The organism is Phormidium pseudopriestleyi FRX01 (assembly GCF_017313335.1).
Classification (GTDB): Bacteria; Cyanobacteriota; Cyanobacteriia; order Cyanobacteriales; family Laspinemataceae; genus Laspinema; species Laspinema pseudopriestleyi.
This window is the reverse complement of sequence record NZ_JAFLQW010000501.1, coordinates 1-6,622: the sequence shown is the minus strand read 5'-3', so window position 1 is coordinate 6,622 and position 6,622 is coordinate 1. Positions and strand designations below refer to the sequence as shown.

The 6,622-nt window shown below is 49.6% G+C and carries 5 protein-coding genes; all 5 read left to right on the top strand.

Annotated features, from left to right (window positions below; translation table 11 throughout):
* Window positions 1–1,520: 1,520 nt before the first annotated feature.
* On the top strand, window positions 1,521–2,066 hold the full coding sequence (locus J0895_RS19095; protein WP_207089592.1) for a COP23 domain-containing protein: 546 nt from the start codon (window positions 1,521–1,523) through the stop codon (window positions 2,064–2,066).
* 113 nt (window positions 2,067–2,179) lie between these two features.
* Window positions 2,180–2,713, top strand: a complete 534-nt coding sequence (locus tag J0895_RS19090; protein ID WP_207089591.1) for a COP23 domain-containing protein — start codon at window positions 2,180–2,182, stop codon at window positions 2,711–2,713.
* Window positions 2,714–3,117: 404 nt separating this feature from the next.
* Window positions 3,118–4,110: a S1 family peptidase gene (locus J0895_RS19085; protein WP_207089590.1), complete on the top strand. Its 993-nt coding sequence runs from the start codon at window positions 3,118–3,120 to the stop codon at window positions 4,108–4,110.
* Between the two features lie 41 nt (window positions 4,111–4,151).
* Complete coding sequence (locus tag J0895_RS19080; RefSeq protein WP_242541413.1) at window positions 4,152–6,065, top strand: iron uptake porin; 1,914 nt, start codon at window positions 4,152–4,154, stop codon at window positions 6,063–6,065.
* A 12-nt stretch (window positions 6,066–6,077) separates the two neighbouring features.
* Window positions 6,078–6,479 (top strand): hypothetical protein, encoded by a 402-nt coding sequence (locus J0895_RS19075; RefSeq protein ID WP_207089589.1) that lies wholly within the window; start codon window positions 6,078–6,080, stop codon window positions 6,477–6,479.
* Window positions 6,480–6,622 lie beyond the last annotated feature (143 nt).

The window sequence follows — 6,622 nt, the reverse complement described above, 5'->3', positions numbered from 1 at the left end:
CCCTTCGACCCTTCGACCCCCTTCGACAAGCTCAGGACAGGCTTCGACCCTTCGACCCTTCGACCCTTCGACCCTTCGACCCTTCGACCCCCTTCGACCCCCTTCGACCCCCTTCGACCCTTCGACTGGCTCAGGGCTCAGGACAGGCTTCGACTGGCTCAGGGCTCAGGACAGGCTTCGACTGGCTCAGGGCTCAGGACAGGCTTCGACTGGCTCAGGGCTCAGGGCTCAGGGCTCAGGGCTCAGGGCTCAGGGCTCAGGGCTCAGGGCTCAGGGCTCAGGACAGGCCTCTCCCAAAGCGGGAGAGGGGAGCCGATCCAGTTTTCAAACTGCTGCAAGACTGGCTATATCATACAAAAATACTAGGCATTGGGTGAAAAGAACAAATAAAACGGGTTTCCGATGGGCGATCGCCCATAGCTAGAGCTATTCCCTTCTCCAAAGAGAAGGCTCGATCTAGCTATGGGCTTTTGCATTAAATTCTCTATATAGCGCTTCTAAATCTGTGGGAAAATTCGGGAGGGCCAAAAAGCCACAGAATTTGTAGGAACAATTTGATGAAAGGCACTCACCCGAATGATTTAAACTCGTTAAAGGTTAGAAAGCCGGGTTTTTTACCAAATCTCTACCCATTCGCGACAAAATTAGGACCAAAAGGCCGGTTTCTTGTCCTATGAATTGAACCATTATGTGACGCTTTAGGGCAGGGGTTCAGCGGTTTAAAAACAGGGGTCTTAACTCGGTCCCGATGAGCTATGGAGGATTTTTATCCGTAATTTCACGGGACTCCTAGGGATACCCGAATCAGAAATGTCAATCGACTAATCTGGGTCAAGGGAATGTGGACTCAAAGAACATTCCCTTAGAGCTTTTACCCTCTTCAGATAAAATTTTACCCAATTTTTATCCTTCCTGCTTCTTGTCTTATTGGTCCAGGCAGGGTCGGGTTATATAATTTTTTTAGATGTAATCTATAGAGCAGTAGCTTTACTAAAGATTTACAGACATTTTCCTGTTATCTAGGGAACAATAGGATTGATATCATATCAATGATTTTATAGCATCCTCCTTTAGAGATAAGCTCTAAATGGGAATTGCTCCGATTGTAGATACTCGATAGGGGATGACGAGATCTGCTCTTGAATCCCATACTTTAAGAAAGCGAAACCCTTACACAGGTTTTCCGTCTTCGAGCAGGTAGGGGGGTGTTTAGGGGTGAGTGGTTTTTTAAATATTCCGTTTGTGGAGGGCTGTGGAGAGTCATAGCGTCATCGAAGCATAACCCTAACCCGCCTGAGTCAGAGTTACCTGGTTACATCCAGCGGTTTAGAAGCCCTTCCTCGCCGATAGAGCAATCACTCTGGCGATCGCGATTATTCCCTCGCAGACAAATTTTTGGAGGGGGCTTCATAAAAGTTAACCTCAGCTTGAGGGAGACTGGAGAAATTGATGGGTGAAATTCAGGATAATTTTGAAGCATTTAAACGTCATTTTATTTAGTCTATACCTGAGAGGAACCCATGAATCTTAAACAGATATTACAAGTTGCGATCGCTGGAATTGTAGCCACCTCTGTCCCCCTAATCAGCGCCCAAAAATCTGTCGCCCAGTCTGAAGCACCCCTGAGTTCCTTTCAGTGTCAGATTTCTGAGGATCAACTCTTCGTCACCCTAGCGGTTCGCCAAAATGGACAGGTGTCTGACCCCATGATCGTCTGGAAAACCGAGGAATTTAGCGGTGCAGGATACACCCCGGAACGCCGCTGTACAGAAGTCACAAACCGGCTCAATACCTTGTTACAGGAAAACAACCAGAGTTTAAAGGGACTGTACATGACGGCTGGATTAGTTAATAGTGAGGCGGTCCTTTGTGCCGTTAGCAGTACGCGATCGGGTTGTAACACCAGAAATGTGCTGTTTACCCTCAACCATGCCAACCGTCGTAACCCCAGCCAAATGTTAAGAAATCTGGCAAGTGCTGGGGTTGTGGGGAGCGGGAGCGCGATTCAAGAGTCGGGAGGACAACCCTACGTTGATTTAGACATCTTAGTCAATCAACTCTTCTAATCCTCCTATCCTCGGAAGTTGTACAAAGCATTTTGCTGGAAATCGCCGATGCTTGGCGAGCTGGAATGGCACGATTTCAGTCGATTGGTCCAGTCAGGAAAGAGAACCGAATTATGAGTCTGAAAAAAATGGGCCGATGGGTTGTAGCCCTTTTACTGGCAACCCCAGGCAGTTTGCTCCTATCCCCCAGCAGTATGGCTTCATCCCCCACTTCAGTGGTGTCTTTTGAATGCCAGTCCTCGGATAACTTTTATACGATTCGAGCGGTGCGAACCGATGGTTCTGTCTCAGCGTCGATGATTTCTTGGAGAAATCAAGGGTATAGAATTTCCAATGAATCTCTGGCAAACTGTCAGCAGGTGTCGAACCAACTGAATACCGTGTTGCAGAACAATGGTAACAGCTTGAGTGGGTTATATCTCACCGTTGGACGAGTCAATGGGCAGATGGTGGTTTGTGCCGTGAATGGCACTGAAGTCGGCTGTAATCGCCAAAATGTTTTGTTTGCCTTCAATGGCAATAACCGTGCCGAACCTGCTAGATTGTTGGCTGGATTGCTGGGGACTGATAGCTTAACTAATCTAGTCGTAGTGGGGAATTTGTTGCAGGATTTTTCCCCCCTGCCTACGCTAATTTTGACCGGATAGTGGAAATTCTGTTTGAACCCCAAGGAGAAAAGAAGTGAGGAAAGCTTATGAGCTTTATCAAGATAGCCCGCGATTCGTGCGGAATGCGGGGCGATCGCCAAACTTTGCACCGCACGATCTCGCCGGTTGCCCACGGGTTGAAGGTGGAAATTCGTAAATAACCTAGAGAGAGGCGAAACTTTCTCTAGGTTTTTTATTCAGGAAAATAGAGAGAAAATATCAAAGGCTACCGGAGTAATCTACCCTCTAGGCAGCTCCAATCACAAAAGCTCTATCATACTAAGGGATTAACCCCAATTAAAATTTGAGGACTGGGGTTTAACCTATAAGGAAAATACTGGCTTGAAGGGTTAAAATTTCCCCTATCAAACCGCTCCATTCAAAACTCTATATTAGCAATTTTTATGCTATTGTTTTGTCGATTTCCTACTTATTTGTTGGCCACAACCTCAGCAGTGGCGATCGCCTTGGCGATGCGGATGACTCTGGCCCTCCCCCTGGTGGCGAGTCGCTCGTTGGCCCCGGAACAGGTGAATGCGATCGCCTCCCAAACTACGGTGATTATTGGACAAGGATTACAAGAAGGAGACATCGAAGCCCGCCAAGAATGGAATCCCGGATCCGGGGTAATTGTCGCCCGGGATGGCAATACTTACTCCGTCTTAACCGCCCTCCACGTCGTCAGAACCCGAGAAGTGGTTTATGGGGTCAGGACCAGTGACGGCACAGTGCATCAGGTTGATGATGTGGACACCCAAAGCAATATTATCCCTCTGGGAGAAGAACAAGGCGAGTTTGGTGAGACCATTGAGGGACTCGATCTGGCGATCGTCACCTTTAACAGCACTCAGGACTATCCGATTGCGGTGATGGGAGACTCGAACCACATCGATCGCGGGGAACCCATCTATATCTCCGGTTGGCCTAATCCTGAAGACGACAGCGCCCGGAGAGTCCGCGAGTTCCGGGAGGGAAATCTTACGGACATTGCCAATCCGCCCTCGGATGATGGGGGATACAGCTTGCTCTATACCAACGAGACTCGCCGGGGGATGAGCGGGGGACCCGTTTTTACCCAAGATGGCGAGTTGGTCGGCATTCACGGACGGGGACGCGCTCAGGAAGACGGCTATTGTGTGGATCCTGAATTAAGCCAAAACAATAGTTGTGGGATCCAAACCCTACATTTTATCGATCGCGTTCAACGGGAGCAACTGGCCCTCTCGTTTGCCCAACCCCCGGTCGATCCAGAGGCGATCGCCCACGGAATGACCAATATGGAACAGGCGGACACGATTGAAGATATTTATAAAGATTTTACCTTCTTGCGATCGCTCCTGCGGGATGGCCCCTCTGGGGGTTGCTCCAGCCTCTTACTGGGAGAATCCTGCAACTGAGACGCGCTTAATTTCCCCATTTTGGGACCGCTTCCTAGAGAATGAGATGGGAAACACCCTACCCCATTGCTCCTCTTTATGTGGCATTTTATCCCAGAGACCTTATCCACGGCTTGTTTTATCTGACTCGCATGAAAACCGCTATTGCTGGTGTTGTCGTCTTTCTCGTTATGTTGCCCTCCATTAGGGCAACCGCTTCTCCTGCCTTGATGCTCAGGGTAGAACCCTCTCAGGCAGAGGACCGGCAACTGCTTCAACCTACAACAGAAAGTCCCAACGCCCAAATCAGCGCCCCCCTGCCGAGGCCTTTTCAACTCCCCCTTGCCGGGGATTTCGGGATTCCCTCCCCGGACGATGTTTCTGACTCCTTGAGGGATAATAGCCCGGTTCTTGTCACTCCAGACTATCCAAATCCCCCCTTATCCGAGCAGTCGTCTCCTGTCAACGGGAACCTAGACGATTCGGACCCGCTTTTCCCCCTCTCTCAGGGACTTCTGGATGGGGACCCCATGAGTCAAACGACCTCAGTCTCGCAACTCTTGGATGTCCAACCCACGGACTGGGCATTTCAAGCTCTCCAATCCCTGATTGAGCGCTACCGTTGTATTCAAGGGTATCCAGATGGGACGTTTCGGGGCGATCGGGCCATCACTCGCTATGAATTTGCCGCTGGGTTGAATACCTGCTTGGAACGGATCAATGAGCAGATTACCAGTGCAGGGGACCTCATTTCCCGAGACGATTTAACGGCCCTGGAACAACTGCAACGGGAATTTGCAGCAGAATTGGCGACGTTACAAGGTCGGGTGGAAAATTTAGAGATGCGATCGGCTCAATTAGAGTCCCAACAATTTTCCCCCACGGCGGTGCTCGGGGGAGAAGCAATTTTTGCCCTAACTGGAGGGACTGGGGGAGATCCACCGGGAGAAGGAGATAATAATCTCGTGTTCTCTTATCTCGCGCGTGTCGGGGTGGTGGCTTCTTTTACCGGGAGAGATAGACTCCGACTAGAGTTATCTTCGGGCAATTTTAGCGATCGCGGTTTTGCCAGTCCGGAGTCTTTTAATACGGATATGGCATTGCTATCTTATCAAGGTGGATTTGGCGATCGCGTGGTCTTAGATAAATTAGAATATCGCTTTGCTGTGACCGATCGCGCGGTGGTTACTTTACGACCTGTTGGCTTTAGTTTAAGTAGTGTTCTCACGGCTAATTCCGGCTATTTTGATGCCGGTCGCGGTGCACTCTCCCGGTTTGCTGAAGCCAGTCCAATTTTAAAAATTGGTAGTCTAGATGCCGGTGCCGGGGTAGACTGGTTACTCAGCGATCGCGTGCGATTACAGGCGGCTTATGGCACGCGCAATAGTAGCAGTCTGATAGAAGGCGGGGGAATAGCTGGAGCAGATCATAGTGCGGCAGGGATACAACTACTACTCAAACCGACCAATAATGCGATCGCGGGTTTAACTTATGTGAATGCCTACGCCAAAGATGGCCGCCTGGATACCTTTACCGGCAGCTTTCTGGCAGATACAGGCGGGTTTATGGATGAACCGGCCCAAATCAATGCGATCGGTGGTTCCCTGCAATGGCGCTTTCATCCCAATCTCACCTTTGGTACTTGGGGAGCCTGGATGTTCACCAACTCCACCGTTTCTGATGCCTCCGCCACTACCACTACCTACCTCTTTTCCCTCGGATATTCCGACCCCTTCGGCAGACCCGGGGACTTGCTCGCCTTGCTCGTCGGTCAACCCCCTAAATTAGTGGATGGCACCAATTTATTTCTCGGAGAAGACCCAGATACCTCCATCCATTTTGAAACCTTTTATCGCTGGCGAGTCAGCGATCGCATTTCCATTACCCCCGGCATCATGTTCATCACCAACCCCGAACATAATGCCAATAAAGAAGATATTTTTATCGGCACCATTCGCACAACTTTTCGCTTTTAGGAGACTCCAGTTATGTCTAAATCCATTTCAAATTTAATCATTTCCCTCACTCTCTTCCCCATCCTTTTGGGCATCCTATCATCCGCCAGGGTCATCGCCCAAGAAACCCAACCCTGTCTAGTCGAAGCTAGACCCGGCCCCAATCCTGTTCCCGCTTGTCCCCCCAAACTCCGCACCCGAATTCAACCCACTTTTTCTGAAGAAGAAAGACGCGGATTTCAACAGCGCGGATTTGACAATTTTTTACGGGATGCCCTCAATGGGAATAGTGACCCGATCGGTGGCGGAACAATTGGCGGCGGAGTGGAAAGCGATGCCGGACTTGCACCGATTTCCCCTGAAGTTCGGGGGATTGGCCCGACTTTTGACCCGACTGATGTGATTATTCCTCGCGGTGGGGTCAGGGGTCGGTGAAATTAACCACAGATTTCACAGATTTTCACGGAGTTTACAAAAATTTACAGATTTTGCTCTAAAAAGAGGGAAATGGGGTTGACAAGGGGGGTTGACTTTGTTAAATTTATATTTATAATGGGAGGCTTTGCCAAAATATTATT